The sequence below is a fragment of the Brevibacillus massiliensis genome (assembly GCF_000311785.1).
GTDB classification, from domain to species: domain Bacteria; phylum Bacillota; class Bacilli; order Brevibacillales; family Brevibacillaceae; genus Brevibacillus_C; species Brevibacillus_C massiliensis.
The window spans coordinates 222,105-243,514 of record NZ_HE978541.1 but is presented as its reverse complement, the minus strand read 5'-3'; the positions used below and the strand labels follow the sequence as shown (position 1 = coordinate 243,514).

Here is a 21,410-nt window from a genome sequence, read left to right as displayed (position 1 = left end):
CTATCATTCTCCTCCCCTGTCTGGCTCGCGCAGAGATTCAAACAATGCCTTCAATTCCGGATCGTCCATCACTGTTCGCTTTGATTTTGGCTTGTCCGACGGAACTTTTTCCTGTGCTTGTTCCCGCTCCAGCTGCCGCTGCACGGAGGCCGGGAGCTTGTCCTGCAGAATGGCTTTGCTTGCCTTGCGCCGCGGCGAATGGGCCGCTGCCTGTCTCTCCGACTTTGCCTGGTCCGCCGCTGCCGCCGCTTGCTGCCTCGCTTCCGTGCGAGCGAGGATGACGCGGACGGCCTCTTCCACTGTGCTGACCTGTTTGGCCTTCCAACTGTCCCGGATCGTTTCGATAAAGGCTTGCGGCAGTTCCATATTCGTCTCACGGAGCGTGTACAGCAGCAGCGCGTTGGCTACTTCGGCGGGCAGTCCGTCTTGGAAGATGAGCGTTTCCGCGCGCTCCAGGTAGACCTTGCTCACCCGGCCGCCGACCGCCTGTTCCAGTACGATCAAAGGCGAAAACTGGCGGCAGACGCGAAAAAAGGAGACGCTGCCCGTCTCCGGCACAGTGCCGGGGGACAGATCTTCCGCGAGCGGCAGTGATACTGTATCCCGCTGCAGGACGCCATCGACGTATTTTTCCCGGCAGCGCTTTCGCAGCGCCTGCCGATCCAGCTGTCCCGCCGCGTCAAACAGTTTCCAATCCCGCAGCTCTTGGCCCATCTGCCAACTGCTCATCTGGTAAAAATGCAGGATTTTATAGATAAACTCGATATTTTCTGCCCCAAGCACCTCCGCCGCATTCGCATTGGACGGCAGATGCATCCTGATAAAGGACAGGTCCAGAGCCGGGCCGGCCTCTGCTTGGTATTCGGTCTGCATCGGTGCCGGCGGGTAGCGGGTCTGCATCTGGGAAAGAAATCTCTCCGTCTCCGAACCGGGGCGAATATCCAATTCGGACGCGGAGAGAGTGTGGTATACCTCGTAAAACCGCTTGGTGACATTTTCTTCGTACGGGTACTGTTCGTCCAAGTCTGCCCCTTGCCGGTCCGCGTATCTGCTGCGCAGCTGTTCGTATCTGGGTCGCTCCACCTTGTTGAGCAGCATGACCGACCAGACCTCTTCCTGAAAAAACTGTGCGGGGGACAAAGGGGGCTTGAGCAGATATTCGTAAAAGTAGTCGCCATCCCGGTTCTCCCGCCGCCGCACCTCCAGGAGTCCCATCGCCTCCAAGCGTTCCCTGGCGCTGAGCAAGCGGTCCAACGGCAGAGAGGTGATCAGCATCAGGCTGCGGTGAGTCCCCTCCGCCGATGCCCCGCTCCGCTCCTCCACCTCGTGGACGAGCAATTGGTAAAGGGCATGCGAATCCGGTCCGATCAACGGCAAATAGAGATGGGTTACGTACCCCATCTCGGCAAAGCTAAGCGGCCGAATCATCCTCACCAGATAGCGGTCTTTGGGCGTCAGTTCGTTCCACACTACACGCATGATCGAAAATCCTTCCTGCCTGTTCTCATCGTTCTATTATAGCATCCTGCAAGCAGGGTTTGGTAGAGGAGGGCGGGGAGGATCGGGCCGGGTCAGTCCAGCCGCCATTTGTGAACCGTCCGAAACGGCTGCGTCCCCCACTGTTCGTCCGGCAGGTGCAGACGACTGGAAACGAAATACGGCTGCTTGACTTCCACCAGGGGAACAATCGGGAGATCCGCGGCGAACAAGCGCTGCCACTGGGCGAACAGCTCCTTCCGCTCCGATAGCGGCAGGATCAACCGGCCTTTTTCCAGCAGTTTATCCGCGCGGCTGTTGGCGTATCGGGACGCATTCAGCCCAAGTTCTCCCACCTTTTCCCCGCTGTGCCAGAGCTTGGACAGCTCTCCCGGATCCGCTGGATAGCGCCAGCCATAAAGGTAAAGATCAAACGGATTTCCGCCGAAAATATAAGAGACGAACTCTTTTGGAGGCAGCGGTTTTGTTACGATGCGTACCGGAAGATCAGCCCATGAGCGGATCAGGCTGTGAAGCAGCCGTTCGCGCACCCTGTTCTCAGCCGGATACACCAGCGTCAGCGTGAGCGGATTTTTGGCGGAAAATCCTTTGGCCGAGAGGGTCTTGGCCGCACCGGCGCGGTCGCGACGGGGAAGCCCTCCCGGGGCATAGGCAAACGAAGAGGGGGATACAGGGCCAAGAGCCGGTTCGGCATAACCGTAACATACGTCCTTGGCGATCTGGCCTGCGGAAATCGCCTGGGCTAAAGCCCGCCGGACGCCAATGTCGGCAAGCGGACCGCTCTCCAGGTTAAACCCGAGAAACTGATACCCGTTGCCTCTGCCAGCCTTTACCTCTGCGGCGCCGGCCAGCCGACTCGCCATATCCGGCGGCACAGGAGACCAGTCGACGGTCCCGGCAGCCAATTCGTCGGCCATCCCGACCGGCTCCACGGGGCGAACCCGAATGGCGTCAAGGACAGGTTTTCCTTCGCAATACGAAGGATTGGCGGCAAAGCGCCACTCCCGCGGTGAGAGCTGCACAGGCTGAAAAGGTCCAGCTCCAAGCAGCCTGCCCGCTTGCGACAGCTCGTCGATTTCCTTGACCGTTTTTCCGGCCAGCTGGTTCCTGGAAAGAAGCGGCGCGGTCAGTGTGCGAAAAAAACGCATATCATCCCGATCCAGGGCGATCCGCACTGCTTTTCGCGCGGTATCAACGGTGATGCCCGAGATGTGCTCCGCCTGGCCGGACCGATACGCCGAGACACCTTTTACCTGTCCCATCGCCTGACGCCAGACGCCGTAGTATTCAGGGCGTGCGTAGGTCTCCAGGGTGAACAAAACGTCGTCCGCCGTGATCGGACTGCCATCCGGCCAAGTCCCGGATTCCCGCAGCTTCACGACGATACTCGGTTTGCCGTCCTCGCGCTCCACTGTGTAGCCGGCAGCAAGCGCAGCGGTGTACCCCTCCTCCTCTGACGCGGCCAAGAGTCCGCGGTAAGCCAGGAATTCGAGCGGGGTGAGCCGCGCCTCCTGCTTGGTCTGGCCAAAAGGGTCAAAAGCAGGCAGTGAACCGGGGGAGCCTATTACCAACTCTTTTCCATCATGCGACGCTGCAGCGGCCTGGTGATTTTTTGTCGCTGACGCTGCCGCAGGTGTCTGATCGTAAACCTGATTCTGTCCAGGCGCACAGCCGCACATCGCCGTCGCCACGGCTAAAAGCGCCCACAGCAATCGCTTGGAAAAGCCGGCTTTGGTCATTCAGAGGTATTTCCTCCTCCCTCGTCTGAGTTTTTTTTGCTGTGTGTCCGAGCGTGGGCCAGCAGTTCTTCCAACTCGCACATGAAGACATTGATATCCTTGAACTGGCGGTATACGGAGGCAAATCGGACATACGCTACTTCATCTACGTAGTATAACCGTTCCATTACCATTTCTCCCACATCTTTGCTGGGAATTTCCGCCTGAGCCTGGCTGCGCAGCTCTTTTTCGATTTCGTTTACGACGTTTTCCAGCACTTCCAGCGAAACGGGCCGCTTTTCACAGGCGCGAATCAGACCGCGCAGGATCTTCTCGCGGCTGAATTCTTCCCTGGTTCCGTCTTTCTTGATGATGAGGAGGGGCGTTTCTTCTACTGTCTCAAACGTGGTAAACCGCCTGTTGCAGGCTTCGCACTCTCGGCGGCGGCGAATGGATTTATTGTTATTAAACGGCCGGGAATCCAACACTCTCGTCCCGTTATTTTCACAAAAAGGACAACGCATAATACGATCATCTCCAGAACTTTCAATACTTTTTTCAGTGTCCCTCAACTTTTTTCTTGCGTCAAGCGAAAATCTTTTATTCCTATTTTAATCAACTGAATTTAGAATAGGAGTATACGTGATGAGGAGGGGAACATATGCGCCTGGTCTCTTTAAAAAAAGCGACACCGGGAATGAAGCTGGGCCGGACCGTGTTTACCGAGGACGGGAAGGTCCTGCTCGGTACAGGAATGGTCCTAAACGAGCGGCTGATCCAAGGCTTGGAAAAAGCCGGCGTCGATTCCATATACATAGATGATCCCCGTACTGCCGATATCGAAATAGAAGATGTCATCCGTCCGGAAACCCGGCAAGCTGCCGTTGAAGTGGTGCAAAAAACGATCAAGCAAATTCAGAACACCAACCGTCTGGCAAGGCGAATCTCTGTCAAAGATATGGGGATGCATTTTCAGCAAGTGTTTCACGCGATTCTTGACGATTTGATGGGCAGCGAAGAGATCGTCGTCCATTTGGCCAACATCTCCTCCCGCTCCAGCGCGATGTACCACCATGCCGTGAACGTCTCGGTTTTGGCAACGGCTGTCGGCATGTCGCTCGGGTACAACCGGAAGCAGTTGACGGAGCTCGGGATCGGCGCCATGCTGCACGACATCGGAAAAATCGACCTGCCTAAGGAACTTCTGGACAAGCGGGAGCGCTGGACGCCTGAAGAATTCGAAATAAGCAAACAGCACACCCGCTACGGATTCGACATCCTGCGCAAGCAGCATGATCTCTCCCTGCTGTCCGCCCATGTCGCCCTGTCGCATCACGAGCGGCTTGACGGCAGCGGCTACCCGCAGGGATTAAAAGGGGATCAAATCCACGAATACGCGCAGATTACAGCCATCTGTGACGTCTACGATTCGCTGACCACGCCCAGGCCGTGGCGCCGGCGGTACATGCCGCAGGATGCGCTTGAATACCTGCAGGGATCGGGCGGGCACCTGTTCGAGCACCATCTGGTCAGCGCATTCTGCCGGCACATCGCGATCTTCCCGCTGGGCAGCAGCATCGTCCTCAATACGGGCGAAGCGGGTGTCGTCTGCAGGGTGGATCCGAATTACAGCCACCGTCCGGTTATCCGCGTCCTGAAAGACGGCCGGGGAAACGACATCTCCATGCCGTATGAGATCGATTTGAAGAGCGAATTGAAGTACTTCATCGTCGGTTTTGAGGATGAAAGCCTGTTCGTCGTCCCCGAGACGAAAGAAGTCCAGTAGAAAAGCCTCTTTTCCAGGAATTTATAACAGATTAACTTTATCGTTATCCATAGACGAAAGCAACCCGCTTTGTTGTTTCTCACGACAGCAAAGCGGGTTTGCGTTTTTCACTTGTGAGCATCCTTGGCGTTTAGCTGCGCTCCTCGGCAAGCTTCTGCGCTTTTTGGACGAGCAGCGCCACATCGGCACGGCTTAACGCTGCATTAGGCTGGAATGTCGTTTTTCCGTTGGTGTCCCACAGCCCGAGGCCGTCGCTTATCACTGCTGCTGGCAGTTTCTGACTGGGCACGTCGCTGAACTTCGCGGTAAACAGCTCCGGCTTGTCCAGCAGCCGTCCGTAGCCAAATAAGCGAAGCAGCATTTCGGAGGCCTCGATCCGCGTAATGGAAACGTCGGGTGCAAAGGTTTGTCCTTTGTCCGAGATGAAGCCCCTGTTCACTCCCTGCTGAATCGCCGCATAGTTGGGGTGATTCACATCTACATCCTGAAACGGCAGCGGCTTTGCTTTTTCATCTAAATGGCGCCGGGAAACTTCTACCGTGCTGGAAAGGCGCAGAAGGATCGAGACGTATTCGCCGCGGGTAACTTCCTTGTCAGGCTCCGCTTTTCCGTCCTGAACCGTAAAGTAGCCTTCCTTAATCGCTTTTTGCAGCGCTGCTTCCGCAGGGTGCCCTTCCAGATCCTGCGGCTGGCGCTGCTTGCGCAGTTGGTCAAGGCTGATCCACTCTCCGCTGACGGCGTCGACAAACCCCTGCTCCCCGAGATAGCGATAGACGAGCTTGGGTGTGGGCTGCTTGTCTTGGGCATTCGCAAACTGGTACAGCGGTGAGATAAAATAACTGAGCACGGGTTCTCTATGCTCCGCCTCCACCTCTATCGCTTTCTTGGCATCGATTGTTGCCGTCAGCGCCGGGACATCTGCCAATTGGCTTGTATTGCCGGACCACAAGCGCACTGCCTTGCCCGTTTCAGCATCCACATCGACATAGACCTGGGCGCTTTCCACCGGAACGCCCGCTTTCAACCAGCCGAATGTAACGGTGTAGCTGCCGTTGTATTTCAGTGATGAAGTCTGGAGGTTTTTCGTCGCTTCAGTATTGATCAGGTAGATTTCACCCAAGCGATCCGGGTAGACCGTTTTTACCAGGTTTACAGCGCTCTCTTTCGCTTCCTCCCAAGATACAGGAGAGTCTACTTTCTTTTCTTCACCGCGCCTAAAAGCTTCGTCAGTGGAAAACCCTGTTAACTCGCCGCGGTCGTTGATCTCCAGCCTGATCTCCTCCGTGTCGCCCTCTGCCTTTGCAGGTACGTAGGAAAAGCTCCAGTGACGCTCGACGATTCCATCCGCTCCCACGCTGGAACCGCTGCCGCTGCTGGTTCCCTTCTGGTATTCTTCTCCGAGAAATTTTTTGATCCACTGGTTGGCGATATTCTCCGCTTCCTGCTCGTCGATCAGCTTCTTGGGGGAGTCGCCTTGCCGAATCTTGGTGCCCAGAGGGGTCATTTCCTTCTGTTCTCCGGCAGGATTCCCGGTAGGCGTCAACACCTCCCCTGTTACCGCATCCAGCATGGCAGGGTCGCTTTCCGAGTATTGATACACCAACCGATAGGAGGGTTTGGCCCCCCAGTCACCGACACGTGCTGACAGGCTGACGAACTGCAGCGAGGGTTTGATGCTTTCCTTTAATTTGTCGGTCAGATCTTTCACCGTCTCCTGGGGAATGCTGCCTTCATACCAATTCCGATTGTAGTTCGTGATTTGTCCCTGCTTGTTTACCACAATCTGAATCCCGTTTTCCGGAAACGGTATCCCGTTTTCTACTCTCGTATAGACGAACAAATACTCGTCTGCACCGGTGTAGTAGTTGGTTACCCCAGTGTATTCATTCGCTTTGGACAATTTCGACACTTCTTCGCCTGCTGCTTTTTTGAGTAAATCTGCGGCGATTTTCTCCGCTTCCTCCTCGCTGAGCGACTTTTCGCTTTCGCTGCCCCACTGATCCACCTCGTACCTGAACATATTCAGCAGTTTGCCGGTGACAGCATCGACGGTCACGGAGATCATCCGGTCATTTCCTTTTTCCTGCCAGTGCAATGCCCAGACCGGTGTAGAACTGAGGGGATATCTGTCTTCCGACAACAATTGGGCTGATTCATTGACAAAGCCATCCGTAATGTCGATCAGCGATTTCGCGATCTGAATCGCCTGCTCCTTGCTGATAGCCGCATCCTTTTCGGCTGCATAGGCCAAGCTCGCCCCGGCAATGGCATCCGGCGCCGACACCGGGGGCATGGCTGCCAATACCGCTGCACAGACCGCCAGTCCGGCCATTCGCGACTTGCGTGAAATGCCTGTCCGTTTCAACATGATCTTCCTCCTTCACAAGTGGGTTTCTTTCCTTATCCCCCCTATCTTACCAAATATTTTTAAAAAAGGCTCTTCTTGAAGAGCAGTTTTTGATTTTCTCTATTCCCGAAACATGACTTCAATCAACAATGACCTCCAACCGTTTCCCCTGTCGTATTTGATAAGAGCTTGTTCTTTCCACTACCATAAAGGACAACTTATGAAGAACCATCATGATCAGACCACCCAATTTCTGATCATAAACGGGTGTTAAATAATGAACTTGCAACAAATCCTCGAGATCGATCGGGTGCGGATAGCATAGTCCAAACATGTTCATTTGCGTTTGCACATGAACAAATACATCATATTTTACAAAAGAAGATAGAAGAAGCAAACACGCCGGCATGAGCACCAAAGTGTTTGCCCGAGCGAATTTTTTCCTTTGTTTGTCCTGCAATCGGTTTTTCATGATCGGATTGACAACGGGCCACCATAACCAGACAGATGAGACCAAGAGTAGGCCATAAAATCCAGTATGTAACATCCGGTTCGTCATGATTTCATCCATCACCACTGGTATGTGGTAAAGAATAAAAAGCCCATTGAACATTATGAGGGCTATTACGGAGCGCGTCAAAAACCGCCAAACTTTTTGAAAAAAAATGAACTTTCGAAAAGGCTGCAGAATTCCTGCGGGAATCCCCAAAATCAGCAGCGGAGTGGCAAAAAAGTAAAGGATACTCATCTGCAGCATGTGTATGCTGAAGATCACATGGCTTAACAGATACAGCGGACTTGCCCAACAAATCAAGAACAGCAGCAAACCGATCGCAAAGCATGCCTTTTGCTTCGAGGAGACTTTGGTTTCCCCAGGAACTAAGCGTCCAAGCCAATCTCCTGTTAGCAACACATATCCTATGAACAGGAATGAAATTAGAAATATCAAATCCACGTTCCATGCCGAGTCGGATTGTAGGATGAATGGGAAGAACGACATGACTCATCCCTCCGATTTATGAAAAAAGATTCAGCCTAACAGCCTCAATCCATGATTCCAGATCATGGACATCGACAAATCGATCAACATAAGGAAGAGCTGTGCTCATTCCTGTTGCCACAGGTTCATATCCTTCTTCCCCAAGTAACGGATTGACCCATACAATATTGCCTACCTGCCCGGAAAGCGATTCCATCGCTCGTTTTAAAATTTGTGGATTTCCCGTATCATATCCATCCGAAACAATCATGAGGCATGTCTTTCTCCGTAACAAACTTCCATATCGATTGGCAAGACGTGACAGACAAAATCCAATACGTGTACCTCCTTTTAGCTCAATCAATTGTTCAAAGGGAATGCCTTGGACGATTTTACGTGATAAGAGCGGTGTGATACGCTTTATATCTGTACTAAACACAAATGATTCCACACGTGCCTTGGAGTGCATAAATGCCCAGGCAATAGTGGTAAAAAAATTGGCATATTCTTTCATCGACCCTGAAATATCTGTCACAATAACAATTCTCGGGCGAGCCCTTCGATATTTGCGATGATAAATAACAAAAGGATCTCCCCCATTTTTCATGGCTTTGCGCAATGTTCGCCGAAAATCGATCTGAACCCGTCGGCCCGCTTGTAAACGTCGGCTACGCGGGCTTTCAAATTGAAGGGCAGCTTTCTTTGTCCAAAACAAGATTTGACTTAACTGACCCTCTTTTATTAGTTGAAGGGCGTAACGCTGACCATGGTCGGGATTGTATGCTCTTAGCATGGCTCCTTCAATCTGAAGTGATGAAGAGGTCTCAACCGAGAAATTCCCCAATTGTTGTAGTCCAGTATCATCTTCCATAACGGTTGTTTGTTTCAATTGGTGCTGTAAAATCCCGAAATGACGTTTGAACAGGCTCGGAAATATCCCCCATTCTGCCGGATTTTTCACATAGATGGAGCGCATTGTATTCATAACTTGTTCCATCGACTCGATCTCAATTGCCGATAACGCGGCGATTGCCGTCAGGCTTTCAGGAGTTCCTACCCGAAATCCGTATTGTCTTAGAAATGGTGCAAAACTTTGTACCTGTTCTATGATCCTTCCAGACAAAAGGCCAACCTGTCTTGGCAGAACATCTAGGACTTCCATAGAAGTGTCAAACCTTTCTGATAGACAAACTCCATATCTTCTTGCGTCTTTAGAACACACCCCAATGTATGGGATATGATTTCTTCATCAAGTTTACCTGTATCCAACTCCTCTAATGCCTGTGCCCAATCAATTGATTCGGCCATTCCAGGCGGTTTTAACAAAGACCACTGCCTCATTTGGCGCACGGCCCGAACAATTTGACGGATCAACTCTTCAGCTAATCCTGGCACACGCAATTTTATAATTTCTACTTCGCGTTCCAGGCTCGGATAGTCAAGCCAAAAGTATAGACAACGCCTTCTTAGAGCATCTGAAAGATCCCGGGTACGATTGGAAGTCAGAATCACCATAGGTGGATTTTGAGCACGGAACGAACCAATTTCCGGAATCGTAATTTGAAATTCCGCCAAAAATTCCAATAGCAACGCTTCAAACTCCTCGTCCGCCCGATCCACCTCATCAATCAGTAAAACGGGCGAGGGTTCTCTGCGCAATGTTTTAAGAAGAGGACGCTCTATCAAATACTCCTCCGTATAGATATCTGTTGAGATCTTTCCTTGATCCTGTCCTTCTATGACAGTACGTGCCGTTAACAACTGTTTTGGATAATCCCAATCATATAAAGCATGGGCAGCATCCAATCCTTCATAACACTGCAATCGAATGAGTTCAACTCCGCGAATTTCCGCCATCACTTTCGCCAATTCCGTTTTTCCAACGCCGGCAGGCCCTTCCATAAGAATGGAGCGCCCTAGACGCTCCGCCAAATACAGTACTGTTGTCAGTGCCTGATCCGCTACATAACGTGCTCGGCGCATTTCTTCTTGTAAAATCTTAATTTCTTCGTTCATTCTGTTTCCTCTTTTGTTACCGCAACTTCGCTTTTCAAGGAGACCAACGCATTTTGAATGTTCTCAAACACCTGTTGCGTAATCTTGCGAGCTTGCCCGTCAATCAAACGTCCTCCAATAGTGGCGATCGGACCGCTGACCACAACATCACAAGTCCATTTCAATAAAGTACCCTGCTGATCTTCCAGATCTTCCAAAAATAATTTTGCGCTCATATTGATCCCGCTTCCCATGCCTCCACCCTTAACCGACATGGAAGCCGACTTTTCCGGTTCCTCTACCGTTAAAACGGTGTCCAAATCAAATGACCCACGAACTGGACCTAGACCAACACGCACTTTTGCGCGAAAATTGAAGTTGTCAGATACGTCCATCTTTAACAAATCTGGCAAACATGGCCCCACCTTGTGCGGATCCATAATAAAATTCCATACCATTTCGCGGGACACCGGAATTGTAAAATCACCACTGTAATTCTTCAATGATAATTCCTCCTTGTATAATAAGAGCAGCTACCAATTTGGTTCAGACAATTCCAGGGTGAAGTTGCTCTTTTGGATTTTTGTTTTGAAAATGTTTGACGTATTCCAACCGAAGCAATGTTACACTTCTACCGTGTATGCATATTTTTCTGGTTTATTCAAAAATTCCTGGCGACAACGCGGACAACAAAAACCATATTCCTTGCCTTGGTATTCCGCTTTATGGAGAGTCGTATTCAAATCCACCACCATATGACAAATCGGATCGATCACTTCCCGCCGCGTCTTGTTCTCTATTACATGTGACGTAAAGGGAGCAAAAGTACGTCTCTTCCTTCTGTATTCGATTATTTCCGCCAATATCGTAATCGCAATTTCGGCAGGGTCAACAGCACCCAAATCTAATCCTACCGGAGCAGAAATAAAGGAACAAAACTCTTCCGAAACTCCCTGGTTCTTCAAATCGTTCAATACTGCTTCTCGTCTTTTGGGACTTGTAACCAAACCCACATAAGAAAGCGCAAAGCCTTGTAACGCCCGAATGCTTTCAACATCATAAAGACCCATTGATGCGACAACTACAAATGCTCCCGGTGACAGATTCGCTTGAATGGTTTCCGTGAATCCGGAAAGGCTGGATGTGCCTTCAGAATGTACATTTTCCAATCCCACGGTTCTAATTTGAAAATCCAGGTAAGCCGCTGTTTTTTTCAAATAGTCAGCAATTGGAGAATGACCGATAATCAGTAAAACGGGCGCCGGAATCTTTGGCTCAATAAACAATTCAACTGTCCCCTCCGAGTGGCAGGTCATCGGCAAAACGATTATATCGTCCGTACGGGTCTGCGGTGTATCAGACGTGATCAGCACAATCTGACTGATCCCTTTTTCGATACATTTCAATGCTTGTGAAATTACGAGGGATTGTGTACATTGACCGCCAACAAAACCTATCATCTCTCCCGATGATTTAATCAACGCTTTTGCACCGACAACAGCTGAAGTGGGTTTTACGCTTCGAATAACGGTAACAACAGCAAACGGTTCCCGTGTTTCTTCTAATCGAGCTGCTTCTTTCCAGATATTAACCATATAGAGTGTCTGACGGGGAGTCCCCCGTCAGACCATCCTCCTCTCATACACAGAACTTCCTTACTTTTAAATTATTCAGCTACCCCGTTCTGACGCAAAATCTCCCAAACTTTCCAAGGAAAAATCGGCATGTCGATATGTTCGACACCAAACGGTTCAAGAGCATCCACAACAGCATTGACGAAGGCTGCCGGGGAACCGACATTGGGTGATTCTCCCACTCCTTTTGCACCGATTGGATGATGTGGCGATGGGGTAATCGTTCGGTCTGTTTCCCAATTCGGCGTATCAAGGGAAGTCGGAACAAGATAATCCATCCAGTTAGGAGCCAAGCAGTTTCCGTCCTCGTCAAAAGGAATGTCTTGCATAAACGCAATTGCAAAACCTTCCGTCAAACCACCATGAATCTGTCCTTCCACGATCATAGGGTTAATCACGTTTCCACAGTCATCGACTGCCAGGAAACGGCGTACTTTAACAACTCCGGTACCTTTATCAATATCCACAACCGCAATGTAGGCCCCATGTGGGAATGTCAGATTGGGGGGATCGTAATAATAAGTAGCTTCCAGACCAGGCTCCATGCCTTCCGGCACATTCGTATAGGCAGCCAACGCGACTTCGCCCATCGTAACCTTTCGGGACGGGGTCCCCTTAACTTCGAATGACTCTCCATTCCACGAAATATCCTCGTCACCCACTTCCAGCAGGTGAGCAGCAATTTTCCTTGCCTTGTCCCGGATGCGCCGCGCACATAGTGCTGCAGCTCCTCCTGCTGTTGGTGTACTGCGGCTTGCATATGTCCCCAAGCCGTAGGGAGCAGTATCTGTATCACCTTCTTCAATCAACACGTCATCTGCGGTTAATCCCAGTTCTTCTCCGATGATTTGCGCGAAAGTCGTTTCATGGCCTTGTCCCTGATGTCGCACTCCCAATCGGGCAATCACTTTTCCGGTCGGATGCACACGAATTTCAGCACTGTCAAACATTTTGATCCCCATGATATCGAATGAATGGGAAGGACCAGCACCAACAATTTCCGTGAATGTAGAGATACCGATTCCCATTAATTCGCCGCGGGCGCGTTTCTCCGCCTGTTCTTTTCGCAATTCGTGATAACCGATTTTTTCCAGGGCCAGCCTAAATGTCTTCTCATAATCTCCGCTGTCATATGTCCATCCTGTCGGAGACTGATAGGGAAACTGATCTTTCCTGATAAAATTGAGCAATCTCAGTTCGGCAGGATCCATGCCTAATTTTCGTGCTAATATATCCATCGTTCGTTCGATTAAATAAGCTGCTTCCGTGACACGAAACGAACAACGATAGGCGACTCCACCCGGTGCCTTATTGGTATAAACGCCGTCCACCTCAACAAACGCTTGCTTAAAATCATAGGAACCGGTTACGATGCTGAACAATCCGGCAGGAAACTTGGTAGGATCCGCCGCAGCGTCAAACGCGCCGTGGTCTGCAATCGTTTTCACTCGTAATGCTAATACCTTTCCGTTTTCATCAGCAGCGATCTCAGACGTCATATGATAATCACGTGCGAAACCAGTGCTTGCAATGTTTTCCGTGCGGGTTTCAACCCATTTGACCGGAATTCCCAATTGTATGGAAGCAACGAGGGCACATACATATCCCGGATAGACAGGAACTTTGTTTCCGAAACCTCCTCCAACGTCTGGAGAAATGACTTGAATCTTATGTTCAGGCAGACCACTTATCATAGCCAATATTGTTCGATGCGCATGTGGTGCCTGTGAAGTGACATACCATGTCAATCTGCCTGTTCCCTTTTTGTAATCAGCGATACATCCACATGGTTCCAACGGAGACGGGTGAACTCGTTGAAAACGCACGTCTTGACTGACTACCACAGGAGCATTTTTGAAAATTTCTTCTGTGCTTTCTTGATCTCCCGCTTCCCAGTGCCAGATATGATTGCTTTTCTTTTCACGATCATCCCGCAATACAGGAGCATCCGGCTGTAACGCGCGGAACGGGTCAACTATGACAGGCAGCGCCTCATATTCAACCTCAACCAATTGAGCTGCATCCACCGCTGCGCCACGGGTCTCAGCGACTACTGCCACCACTTCTTGATACTGGAAAAGCACCTTATTGGTAGCCAGTACCATTTGTACATCCCCGTTCATAGTTGGCATCCAAGCAAGATTCATCTTTGCCAAATCTTCACCGGTGATGATTAATTTCACTCCGGGAACCTGTTTAGCGGCTTCGGTATTTATGCTTTTAATCTTTGCATGAGCATAGGGACTGCGTACGATACTCATATACAACATGTTTGGCAATACAATGTCGTCTAGATATTTACCTTGACCTCTAATAAACCGGGGGTCTTCTTTCCGATGAATCGATTTCCCCATCGGCCGAAGTTCAGTTTGATTAATTGCCACTGGGAACCACCTCCGATTGATTCTTAGGTTCCTTATCTTGCTGTGCGATCATATGTCCTGCTGACTGGATTGCTTTTATGATGTTCACATAACCTGTGCATCGACATACATTTCCAGAGATACCTTTGCGAACTTCCTCCTCTGTAGGAAAAGGATTTCGTTCTAACAGTTCACATGCTGTCATGATCATTCCCGGTGTGCAATATCCGCATTGGAGACCATGCTCTTCCCAAAATGCTTTTTGCAAAGGATGCAGTTCACCATCACGTTCGAGTCCTTCTACAGTCATGATTTCTTGTCCGTTAGCTTGTACTGCCAACACGGTACAAGATTTGACAGCCTTTCCGTTTAGTAATACAGTGCACGCTCCGCAACTTGTCGTATCACATCCGACATGCGCACCCGTCAGTCTCAGGTGTTCCCTGATGTAATAGATAAGCAACGTGCGGGGCTCGACATCCGATTCATAAACACGTCCGTTTACAGTTACACTTATCTGCATAAAATCATTGTCCCTCCCTGTTTCATGTATCGGTAACAAACAACCATGCTAGCGGAGTTCATCAGCAATTTCTTCAAGCCCTCGCTTTACAAAGACCCTGACCAAATCTCGCTTGTACTCTGCACTGCCGCGCAAATCCGTAGCCGGATTCGCGTCTTCTTGGGCCAGAAGCGAAGCCTGTTTAATCGTTTCCTTATCTAAGGGGCGTCCAATTAGCCATTCCTCAGCCTTTTTCGCCCGAACAGGAACATCCCCACATGCGCACAAACCAATGCCACTATCAAGAACGGTTCCATCATTTGCTTTGATAACATGTAACGCGACTCCAACAATCGCAAAATCTCCTGCTTTACGTTCTAATTTCATGTAGCGCGCTCCAACACGGCCAATCGGGGAGGGGATCAAAACGGCCGATGCAATCTCATCCATCTCAAGCGACGCGGTGAATGTATCGACAAAAAAATCATCGATAAAAACACGCCGTATACCTGATGGACCGATTACCTCAACATCCGCATGCAGGGCAATCATTGCCGCTCCCCAGTCAGAACTCGGATCTGCATGGACGAGAGAGCCGCAAATGGTACCCCGATTTCGAACAGGTACGTCCGCAATCCATTCCGCCGTTTTCGATAAAAGCGGGTAGCTCTCCTTCAAATGTTGTTCATTTTCGAGATCGACATGTCTTGTCAACGCCCCTATTCGCAAATAGCCATTCTCTTCACGCCAGCCATGCAAATCGTCAATATGATTGATATCAACCAAAACTGACGGCATCGCAACGCGCAACTTCATCATGGGAAGCAAACTCTGGCCGCCCGCCAAAATCTTCGCTTCGTAACCGTATTTTTGCAGCAATCCAATCGTTTCTTCCACTGTCGTCGGTGAGTAGTAATCAAATGCATTCGGAATCATAAAATTGAAATCCCCCTCCCTGTTTTAACCATCTCGTATTCTAATAATTTTGATAGTTATGAATCATCAAATTAAATATATCACAAAGCAAAAATAATTTAAATATTTCTTCAGATCCTCTGGAGTGTCGATGTCTATCCCCCACAAGGGATTTTCAACCGGAATTCGTTTTCATTTCTCTGCGTGGCGCTCAATAATGAATCGCCCCCTTCAAATCCAGGAATAATTTTGGTTCCCCCATTCGCCGGGACATTCCTGCAGCCAAGATGACCGCACCGAACTTACGCATGGATTTTTGCTTTTCCGGAAAGAGGCTTGCCACTGCTGCCGCTCCTCACCATCATCAATTCAGCTATAATGCTTACAGCTACTTCTTCAATTGTCTCCGCTCCCAAGTCCAATCCGATTGGTGCGTGCAGAGGACCGCTCGTAGGGCTGGCTCCGATGTTTGCCAGCATTTCTTGTGTACGGGAGAGGGGGCCTAACACACCAATAAAGCGCGGGTTGCTTTTTAATGCAAGCGCTATCGAAGCTTCATCTCGACTTTGCTGATGATTCATGATGACCCACCAGCTGTCGTTTAAAGCAACAGGGTCTGCTTTGTCAGGTTCAACCACCAGATGGGATACGGACGGAAAACGAAAAGCGGTATTAAAGTCTTTGCGAGGATCTAAAACGGTTACAGAAAATCCAACACTTGCAGCGACAGAAACAAGGGGTACTGCATCATGACCGGCACCCGCTACAATCAAATGTTCACTGGGCCTCATGGTATCAATAACAAACCGGCGATTTCCGAGAGAAATAACTTCTGCACGCGTTCGGTGGAAGGTCCGATCCAATGCTTGTTTCCGAACCTCATCCGGGATCTGATCCAGATCTCCCCAGCCGTTTCCATTCTGATCCAGCAGGACTCGAACGCCTGTCGGAATTTCCAGGATCAGAGAAACGGGACGATCTTCTTGTATGAGTGTGATGGCTCTTTGCCAGAAGCTATCGTTAGAATCGACAGGAATAATCGAGATATCCAATGTTCCTTTGCAGCCGATTCCTAAAGACCATAGATCATTTTCACTAAGATCATATTGTTTTGTGAGAGGGGTGTTTTGACTAATTGCTTCTTGTGACCATTCAAACAAATCGTTCTCCAAACAACCGCCACTTAGTGTGCCAAACATTTCTCCATCCGCTGCCATCATCATCTTGGCCCCAGGTTGGCGGTAAGACGACCCACGCACCTCAGTAATCATTAATAAGGATGTTTTTTGATTGCGTTCCCAGGCCTGTTTCATTTTTTGCATGACATCTCGTGCTTCTTGAATGCGCGACAAGATTACTCCCTCCTAAACTCATGAAATAGGTCTCGGCAATAGCCGAAAATTGAAACTTCAAGGTTTTGTGCCATGAGGTTTTTTGTGTCCCTCCATCCATTTGATAAAGAGGCTCGTCAAACGTCCCTTAAAATACCCGTACGTCAACAATAGCTGCCGATTGACCATAATTAGAATTAAAATAATATTAAGTAAATTCTTTTAATAGTAATCATTATAACATATTCAAAATATAAAGGAACTGTGACCCTCAAACAGCTTATTTAAGTACTGGTAATCCTGATAGCGTGACATACTTATCGTACCAATTGAAAACGTACCAGGCATGAAGCAGTTTTAACTTAAAAACCCGCCGTTCCGACGAGTTAACTTGTATTGAAGAGGATAATCTGGACAACTAGTCTTTATTCCATGGCCATGTGACTCCGCCCTTTGCCCAGTCTTTCTTCTTAATTTCTTTTATGATAATGTCTACTTCCTCTTTCTCAATATTGAGAGAGCGAGCCATCGCATCGGTTACCTCGCGGATCATAGAAAGCTTCATCTCTTCACTTCTACCTTCGAGCATCTCAATTCTTAATACAGGCATGTCTGTTTCCCCCTCAAAATACATTTTTATTTCGATTAACTTCATTTGTCATGATTTCCACTGTATATTTTAAGCCTTCACGGCCTTCTCCACTTTCTTTGACGCCCTCAGACGGAATAATACTGTTGCACCCCGTTGTTCAGCCTACTCCTAATACATTTTCAATGGAAGCAATTTGAATCCCATTTTCTTTTAACGCTTCAACAATCGCTTTCGCCAGTTGCGGCGCTCCGGGAGTATCCCCATGGATACATACCGTTTCCGCTTGGATCGATATTTCTTCGCCAGTATGGGCAACCACTCTCCCTTCCTTCACCATACGAACCACCCGATTCGCCATTTGACGGTAATCCTGGATGGAAGGGCCTTTCCTCGTAAGAACGATTGAACCAGTTGTTGTATGCTCTCTGTCCGAATACACTTCTTTAGCCACGCGAATCCCCATTTTTTGGCCTGTTTCTACAACGGCCGAATGGTTCATCGCATACACAATGGTAGTAGAATCAACTTCGGCAATTGCCTCCAGGATCGCCCTAGCCAATTTTTCATCCTCCATCGCCATCATATAAAGGGCGCCATGAGGCTTGCAATGCTGAAGTTTCATGCCGAAAGCGGAAGCAAATTCCCGCAGTGCGCCCATTTGGTACGTCACATAATCTTTAATCTCGGAAGGCGTACAATTCATGTATCTGCGTCCAAACCCGATCAGATCAGGAAAACCAGGATGAGCCCCGATGGCTACCCCATAATTCTTGGCCAATTCCACCGTTTTCCGCATAACGTGAGGATCGCCACCGTGGTAACCGCAGGCAATATTGGCCGATGTGATATATTGCATCATTTCTTCGTCATTTCCCAATTGGTATAAGCCAAAGCTTTCTCCCATATCGCAACTCAGATCGACTTTCAACATCTTTATCACCTTCCTCCCTATTTAGATGTAACAAGCAAATGATCCAGAAAACGAGTTGTTTACCTTTCACTTCTGAAGGGTCACTAACCCTACTTTCTTCGCCGTATCCAATGAACTCCCCTTCGGATGAAATGAATGCCTATGCCATTCCATTATTTACTGATTTTTCAAAGTTGTCAATGACAATTGCAGAATATTCTGAAGAGATAACATAACCAGCGCTTTGACGAATGTACAGATCTTTTGTCGATCCCTGCATGCAGAGCAGGGAAGATGGATTTAATGCATAACTTGGAAGATGAAGCGGTGCTCGATCGCTTTATGGCTTTCTTGAGCGAAATCGGGGTTAATCTTTTTCCATGCTCCAGGCCAGCCAACTATATAAAACGACGATAAGAATAAAAGACGAATCACCTACTGGCGATTCGTCCCTGTTACCTGTTATTGCGCGGCACCTGCAGCCGCTACCTCTCTCACTTCATTGTACATCCGGGAGACGTGCCGCACCAGGTCGACGACGCGGCAGGAGTAGCCCCACTCGTTGTCGTACCAGGCGATTACCTTCACCTGCCGTCCGCCCATGACCATCGTTGACAATCCGTCAACAATCGAAGAATGGTCGTTGCCGATGAAATCGACGGAGACGAGCGGTTCTTCGCAGAATTCGATGTAACCCTTCATCGCTCCCTGGCTCGCTTCCTTCAGAACGCTGTTCACCTCGCCTGCCGTCACGTCCCGGCTGACGTTTGCGACCAGGTCAACGATGGAGACGTCAGGAGTGGGCACCCGCAGGGAAAAACCGTTCAGGCGGCCGTTCAACTCTGGCAGCACTTTGCCAACCGCGCGGGCAGCACCCGTACTTGTCGGAATGATCGACTGTCCGCAAGCCCGGGCCCGGCGCAGGTCTTTATGGGGATTATCCAGGTTTACCTGGTCGTTGGTGTAGGAGTGTATCGTCGTCATCAGTCCGCTCTCAATGCCGAACGCTTCGTGCAGCACTTTTGCTACCGGCGCCAGACAGTTGGTCGTACAGGAAGCGTTGGAGACGATGTGATGCTCATTGTGCCGGTAGACATGCTCATTTACGCCCATGACGATCGTGGCGTCTTCGTTTTTGCCAGGGGCGGTGATCACCACTTTTTTCGCTCCGCTTTGCAGGTGTTTGCCTGCGCCCTCGCGATCTTTAAACTTGCCTGTCGCTTCCACGACAATCTCCACGCCGAGCTCGCCCCATGGCAGGTTGAGCGGATCGCGGTCTGACAGAACAAGGGTCGGTTTTCCGTCCACAATGATTTGATGATTCTTAACCTCAATTTTATTGTCAATTCGTCCGTGAATCGAATCGTATTTTAACAGATGTGCCAGCGTTTCCGGGGGATAGCTTGCGTTAATCGCAACTACTTCCATTTCAGGATTCTGGATGGCACGGCGGAACACCATGCGTCCAATGCGACCGAATCCGTTAATACCAATTTTAATCGTCATATTGGGACTCCCCTCCACCTTATGAGTTACACTTTTTCTGCTATCTTTATTATAATCAGTATGTCACATTTATCAATGTGTTTTACTAAAAAAATAAAATTTGTACATTTGGCCCCAAAAAAAGAAGCCTGTCCCTCTGGGTTCCATCAGAGGTCGGGCTTCTTTCGGCCTATTTGAAATCATTCTGGTATATTTTTTGATACTTTTCCTGGTAGTACAGCACTTTCTGTACATAATGCCGCGTCTCGCCGTAGGGAATGTCCTCGACACGTTCCCTGGAACCGTCCCAAATCTCTTGCTCAAGCCATTTGTTCACACTGCCCGGCCCGGCATTATACGCGGCAAGCGCCAGCACTTTGTCCCCATTGAACTGCTTTAACAGATAGGACAGGTACCAGGTTCCGATATCGATGTTTACTTTTGGGTCGTCGAGGTACTCCATCGCAAGACCCTGAAACTTCGCCTGCTTGATGATCCAATTCGCCGTCTCCGGCATCAACTGCATCAGTCCGACTGCTCCTTTTTTGGAGACTCGCCGCGGTTCGAAGGCGCTTTCTGTCCTGATCACGGCGAGAACGAGCATTGGGTCAACGTTAAAGCGCTCCGCTGCCAGCTTGATTTCCGGTTGATACTTGACCGGATACATCCACTTCCAGATAAACGGCGTGTTGATTAACAAAAAGACCCCCATCAACAAAAGAAGGAGTACGGCAGCCGTCCTCTTTCTTCTCATGGACTCGACTCCGCAGCAAGTGTGGCAAGCAGTTTTTCAACCTGGCGCTCTGTCTCTTCTCGCGTCCCCTGGTTGTCGATCACAAAATCTGCCTGCTCCTTCTTTTGTTCGATCGGAAGCTGCGCCTGAAGCCGCTTCAACGCCTGCTCCTCGCCAATGTCATCCCGCTGCATCAGACGCGACAACTGCAGCGAGGCCGGTACGTACACTACCACGATCTTATCCACCGTATGCTGCAAGCGGCTTTCAAACAGCAGGGGAATGTCCAGAAAGACGATTTTTTCCCCTCTCTTGAGTGCAGCTTCCGTCTGTTGGCGCATCTCCCTGCGAACTTCGGGATGTACGATTCCGTTCAAGATTTGCCGCTGCTCTTCATTGGAAAAGACGATCTCGCCCAAAGCCTTCCGGTTCAATTGCCCGTCGGGGAACAGCACGCCTTGTCCAAAGTGGCTGACGATTGCCTGGTAGGCCGGCAATCCAGGCTCTACCACCTGCCGGGCGATCAGGTCTGCATCCACTACGGGAATCCCCCGCTGCCGCAGCATCGCTGCCACCGTGCTCTTCCCGCTGGCAATGCCGCCGGTTAGTCCAAGGATCATCTG

20 protein-coding genes are annotated in these 21,410 nt (G+C 49.8%); 1 reads left to right on the top strand and 19 read right to left on the bottom strand.

All coding sequences use genetic code 11. The annotated features are described in order from the left end of the window. Nucleotides 1-3 precede the first annotated feature (3 nt). The 3 genes from HGBM_RS15390 to nrdR form a co-directional block, all read right to left on the bottom strand. Nucleotides 4-1,479 (bottom strand): replication initiation and membrane attachment family protein, encoded by a 1,476-nt coding sequence (locus HGBM_RS15390; protein WP_019121982.1) that lies wholly within the window; start codon nt 1,477-1,479, stop codon nt 4-6. 92 nt (nt 1,480-1,571) lie between these two features. Continuing rightward, nucleotides 1,572-3,236: an ABC transporter substrate-binding protein gene (locus tag HGBM_RS15385; protein ID WP_019121981.1), complete on the bottom strand. Its 1,665-nt coding sequence runs from the start codon at nt 3,234-3,236 to the stop codon at nt 1,572-1,574. Beyond that, on the bottom strand, nt 3,233-3,739 hold the full coding sequence (gene nrdR, locus HGBM_RS15380) for a transcriptional regulator NrdR (RefSeq protein ID WP_019121980.1): 507 nt from the start codon (nt 3,737-3,739) through the stop codon (nt 3,233-3,235). Before nrdR ends, HGBM_RS15385 begins: the two co-directional genes overlap by 4 nt. Before the next feature lie 137 nt (nt 3,740-3,876). Here nrdR and HGBM_RS15375 point away from each other — a divergent pair, with 137 nt between their 5' ends. Next, a complete protein-coding gene (locus HGBM_RS15375; RefSeq protein WP_019121979.1) occupies nt 3,877-5,001 on the top strand; it encodes an HD-GYP domain-containing protein in 1,125 nt (374 codons plus the stop codon). 130 nt (nt 5,002-5,131) lie between these two features. On the opposite strand, the gene HGBM_RS15370 is transcribed toward HGBM_RS15375, so the two are convergent. From HGBM_RS15370 to coaE, 16 genes are all read right to left on the bottom strand, one after another. After that, nucleotides 5,132-7,369: an S-layer homology domain-containing protein gene (locus HGBM_RS15370; RefSeq protein WP_019121978.1), complete on the bottom strand. Its 2,238-nt coding sequence runs from the start codon at nt 7,367-7,369 to the stop codon at nt 5,132-5,134. Nucleotides 7,370-7,487: 118 nt separating this feature from the next. After that, the gene (locus HGBM_RS15365; protein WP_019121977.1) at nt 7,488-8,348 is read right to left on the bottom strand and encodes a cytochrome c oxidase assembly protein; all 861 of its coding nucleotides are present in this window, start codon (nt 8,346-8,348) and stop codon (nt 7,488-7,490) included. 16 nt (nt 8,349-8,364) lie between these two features. Beyond that, nucleotides 8,365-9,489 (bottom strand): vWA domain-containing protein, encoded by a 1,125-nt coding sequence (locus HGBM_RS15360; protein ID WP_019121976.1) that lies wholly within the window; start codon nt 9,487-9,489, stop codon nt 8,365-8,367. Continuing rightward, nucleotides 9,477-10,343 carry an AAA family ATPase gene (locus HGBM_RS15355; RefSeq protein WP_019121975.1) on the bottom strand — a complete coding sequence of 289 codons (867 nt, stop codon included), beginning with the start codon at nt 10,341-10,343 and terminating at the stop codon, nt 9,477-9,479. The genes HGBM_RS15360 and HGBM_RS15355 overlap by 13 nt, the downstream gene beginning before the upstream one ends. Beyond that, complete coding sequence (locus HGBM_RS27615) at nt 10,340-10,825, bottom strand: SRPBCC family protein (protein ID WP_019121974.1); 486 nt, start codon at nt 10,823-10,825, stop codon at nt 10,340-10,342. The genes HGBM_RS15355 and HGBM_RS27615 overlap by 4 nt, the downstream gene beginning before the upstream one ends. Nucleotides 10,826-10,945: 120 nt before the next feature. Beyond that, a complete protein-coding gene (locus HGBM_RS15345; RefSeq protein WP_019121973.1) occupies nt 10,946-11,917 on the bottom strand; it encodes an XdhC family protein in 972 nt (323 codons plus the stop codon). A gap of 71 nt (nt 11,918-11,988) precedes the next feature. Beyond that, entirely contained in the window at nt 11,989-14,340 is a 2,352-nt protein-coding gene (locus HGBM_RS15340) for an aerobic carbon-monoxide dehydrogenase large subunit (RefSeq protein WP_019121972.1), read from the bottom strand. Further along, the gene (locus HGBM_RS15335; protein WP_019121971.1) at nt 14,330-14,842 is read right to left on the bottom strand and encodes a (2Fe-2S)-binding protein; all 513 of its coding nucleotides are present in this window, start codon (nt 14,840-14,842) and stop codon (nt 14,330-14,332) included. The genes HGBM_RS15340 and HGBM_RS15335 overlap by 11 nt, the downstream gene beginning before the upstream one ends. A gap of 48 nt (nt 14,843-14,890) precedes the next feature. After that, nucleotides 14,891-15,757 carry an FAD binding domain-containing protein gene (locus HGBM_RS15330; protein ID WP_019121970.1) on the bottom strand — a complete coding sequence of 289 codons (867 nt, stop codon included), beginning with the start codon at nt 15,755-15,757 and terminating at the stop codon, nt 14,891-14,893. Nucleotides 15,758-15,947: 190 nt separating this feature from the next. Next, the gene (locus HGBM_RS32110) at nt 15,948-16,046 is read right to left on the bottom strand and encodes an NTP transferase domain-containing protein (RefSeq protein ID WP_147512894.1); all 99 of its coding nucleotides are present in this window, start codon (nt 16,044-16,046) and stop codon (nt 15,948-15,950) included. Next, nucleotides 16,039-17,088: an XdhC family protein gene (locus HGBM_RS15325; protein ID WP_019121969.1), complete on the bottom strand. Its 1,050-nt coding sequence runs from the start codon at nt 17,086-17,088 to the stop codon at nt 16,039-16,041. The genes HGBM_RS32110 and HGBM_RS15325 overlap by 8 nt, the downstream gene beginning before the upstream one ends. Before the next feature lie 397 nt (nt 17,089-17,485). Continuing rightward, entirely contained in the window at nt 17,486-17,722 is a 237-nt protein-coding gene (locus tag HGBM_RS15320) for a tautomerase family protein (RefSeq protein ID WP_019121968.1), read from the bottom strand. Between the two features lie 94 nt (nt 17,723-17,816). After that, nucleotides 17,817-18,590, bottom strand: a complete 774-nt coding sequence (locus tag HGBM_RS15315; protein ID WP_019121967.1) for a LamB/YcsF family protein — start codon at nt 18,588-18,590, stop codon at nt 17,817-17,819. A gap of 441 nt (nt 18,591-19,031) precedes the next feature. Continuing rightward, on the bottom strand, nt 19,032-20,075 hold the full coding sequence (locus HGBM_RS15310; RefSeq protein ID WP_019121966.1) for a glyceraldehyde-3-phosphate dehydrogenase: 1,044 nt from the start codon (nt 20,073-20,075) through the stop codon (nt 19,032-19,034). Nucleotides 20,076-20,244: 169 nt separating this feature from the next. Then, nucleotides 20,245-20,808: a lytic transglycosylase domain-containing protein gene (locus HGBM_RS15305; RefSeq protein ID WP_019121965.1), complete on the bottom strand. Its 564-nt coding sequence runs from the start codon at nt 20,806-20,808 to the stop codon at nt 20,245-20,247. Continuing rightward, on the bottom strand, nt 20,805-21,407 hold the full coding sequence (coaE, locus tag HGBM_RS15300) for a dephospho-CoA kinase (protein WP_019121964.1): 603 nt from the start codon (nt 21,405-21,407) through the stop codon (nt 20,805-20,807). The genes HGBM_RS15305 and coaE overlap by 4 nt, the downstream gene beginning before the upstream one ends. Nucleotides 21,408-21,410 lie beyond the last annotated feature (3 nt).